Here is a 2,767-nt window from a genome sequence, read left to right on the forward strand (position 1 = left end):
AAACCAGCTCGACGTCCGCGGCCCCGGCTACGGCATCAACATCGACAAACCCACCACGACCCACAACATCGTCTCCTGCACCAACACCGTCACCGCCGCCAGCAAAGGCGTATCCAACGTGACCTGCACACGTTAGAGCACCGGTCAAGTAACGCGGATCCCATCCACGACCATCCACACAGATCATGATTCAGGCGACTTTGTCGCCATGTACGCTTTTTGGCCGCAAAAGCGTACACAACGACAAACTCACGCCGATCTTCTCCGGTGACCGGCGTCCATCGAAGCGTGCCGCCGTTCGCGGGATACGTGGGGATACGTATGGTTACCTGACCGGCGCTCCAGGACGGATGTTCGATCGCGCGGCAGCCGGCCAATCAGCCCTCCCGGCCGCCGCGGTGTGAGGTTCAGTCCATCGTCTCCGGCGACACCCGCCGGAGACGCTTCTCCTCGACCGTACGGCTCGCGGTCATCGTCCTTTGAGGTCGAGAACGTAGTCCAGGACCTCCCAGGTGTTCGCGCCGACGGTGCCACCGATCTCGGGCACCTTGAAGAAATCCTGGAAGTCGCGGACGGCCTGTTCTGTCAACGGACCGAAATCCCCGTCCGGAGCCAGCCGGTCGGGATGCTCTCCTTCCCGGCCGCTCACGATGTTCAGTGCGTTCTGCAGGGTCTGGACGGGGTTCATGGGATCCGGGAACGCGCCGGTGGGAGCATGGTCCTTCGCACCCCTGGCCAGCTTCGGGTAACGGATGAACCTGTTTCCGGCCGGGAACAGGTCGGTGAAGTCCACCCCCAGCCAGACCACCTTGTCGTCCACGCCGTACGTCCTGCTGACAACCTCGTCCTGGTTGCCGACGTTCCCCTCGACCGTCGTTATCGTCCGGCCGGACCGTTCGATGCACCAGCCGGCATGCGTCTTCACGGGGATCGACCCGGTCCGCGTCAGGGTCCAGTCGAAGGCCACCATCATGCCCGGCTGAATCGCGTCCGGCGTCCGTTTCCTCCCGTTTCTGGACGCCCAGACGGCCAGATCGACGACCCCGGCAGTCTTGTACGGGAGGGTCACGCCAGCATAGCCGGCCACCACGTAGCAGAACATGATGCACCAGGGCTGGCCGTCCGCACCGAATTCACGGCCGTACTTGGTGAAGTTGTTGCGTCCGCTGGGCCGATAGATGGCTTCCTCGTGCCGGCAGACGTCGATAAGATCCTGTAAGGTGGCCATGCGGACGTCTCCTTCCGGGATACACACCGGCGGACGAGCCCTCGGCCCGGACGCCGTACCCGGGAGCAAGCGCCGGGAAGAAACCCGGATGCCGATGAGGTCCGCCGCATCGGAGCGTAGCCCGTCAGATCGGGCCGTCCCGCCGGTGACGGAAGGCCGCCATTATCTTGACAACCTGCCAGGCAGGTGCACGAACGCCGTCCGGACAATTCCCATATCCGCACGGCGGACGACCGGGCGGATATGGGAATCGCATACGTTCCACATATCTTCTCCTCGCCTGCCCCGCGGGGCACCGCGGCCATGCCACCCGGCCCCGCTCTCCTGTCGCGTCGCCTTCACCATGTCACCGTCACGTCACCGTCACGTCACCGTCACTGCCACGCTGTCGCGGGCATGCCGGCACCCTGGACAGGCCATATCGCCCCGCCGACCGCCTACCGCCGACCCGCCGTCACGACACGAACGACAACCGACGGCAGGAGACAGCGACCGGCCACAGCAGGACGGCCACGGGAGGAATTGTGAACAACAGGCATGATGCGTCGATGAGCGGCCAACTCACCGGCGCGATCGCGCTACCCGACGGAACCATGGTGCGCGGCCGCGGCCGGCGCGAGCCCCTGCCGTCCGGGCCGCTGCCCACCTACGGCCTCTATCTCGCGTCGCGCCACCGGCTCCCCCGGCCCCACGGGCCCCGCTGGCATCCCGGCTGGCCCGCGGGCTGGATCGACTGGCCTGACTTCCGCGCCCCTCGGGACGACGGGACGGCCGCCGCCATGATCTGCCACGCCTACCTGCTCGCCCACGGCGGGCAACGGGTCGAGGTCGCCTGCGGCGGCGGCACCGGCCGCACCGGAACCGTCCTTGCCTGCATGGCCGTCCTCGCCGGCCACCCCGCCGCCGATGCCGTCGGTTGGGCCCGGCGGCACTACCGGCCGCGGGCGGTCGAAACCCCCGGCCAGCGACGCTGGATCCGATGGTTCGCCGCCCACCACCCCGAGATCCAGACCAGCCGGGATCCCGGCGGGAACCGGTAGCGTCGCCGACACCGCGGATGGCCGGACGCCTTACGCCGTCCGCGCCGTCCGTTCCTCAGCCAGCTCCCGAAACGATCTACGAAGCCCCGCGCGCGATGGCCACCACATTGTCGGACGGTGGCCCGCGGCGGGATCGTCGTCGGCCCGGCATTCCTGCCAGCACGCTCGTCAGCCCGAGCGCGGCTACCGACACCCGCCCGCCGGGCACCGCCAGCGGGGTCGCCGCGACGAAGCCGTTCCGTTCACAGGTGGAATTTCCGCAGGCCAGCCGGTTCTTGCGCCACGTCACCCGCATCGGGGCCACAACCAGATGGCGCACCGTGTGCCCGACGCTCTCCTTCACCCGGCCCGACGGCGCCCCGCAGTCCGGGCAGCACTCCGCCACCCCCGGCGCGGTCGACACGTGCACCGAGAACGAGCCGTCCGCTTCCTGTTCCACCTGCTCGATCTCGAAGCCGGACAGTCCCAGCAACCCGGCCGACCCACGACCCGTACTCTC

Annotated in this window: 2 protein-coding genes and 1 pseudogene; 1 reads left to right on the forward strand and 2 read right to left on the reverse strand. The window is 68.1% G+C overall.

What is annotated here, in order from left to right:
* Window positions 1-469 precede the first annotated feature (469 nt).
* Window positions 470-1,228, reverse strand: coding sequence for a peptidoglycan-binding domain-containing protein (locus NBW84_RS23760; RefSeq protein ID WP_250287564.1), 759 nt, complete (start codon window positions 1,226-1,228; stop codon window positions 470-472).
* A 548-nt stretch (window positions 1,229-1,776) separates the two neighbouring features.
* On the opposite strand from NBW84_RS23760, the gene NBW84_RS23765 reads away from it, so the two are divergent.
* Window positions 1,777-2,268, forward strand: a complete 492-nt coding sequence (locus NBW84_RS23765; RefSeq protein WP_250287566.1) for a protein-tyrosine phosphatase family protein — start codon at window positions 1,777-1,779, stop codon at window positions 2,266-2,268.
* A 76-nt stretch (window positions 2,269-2,344) separates the two neighbouring features.
* Here the strand turns inward: NBW84_RS23765 and NBW84_RS23770 are convergent.
* Window positions 2,345-2,767: pseudogene (locus NBW84_RS23770) on the reverse strand (hypothetical protein); the annotation flags it as partial.

It is taken from the genome of Protofrankia sp. CiP1_Cm_nod2 (genome assembly GCF_920664355.1).
GTDB lineage: Bacteria > Actinomycetota > Actinomycetes > Frankiales > Frankiaceae > Protofrankia.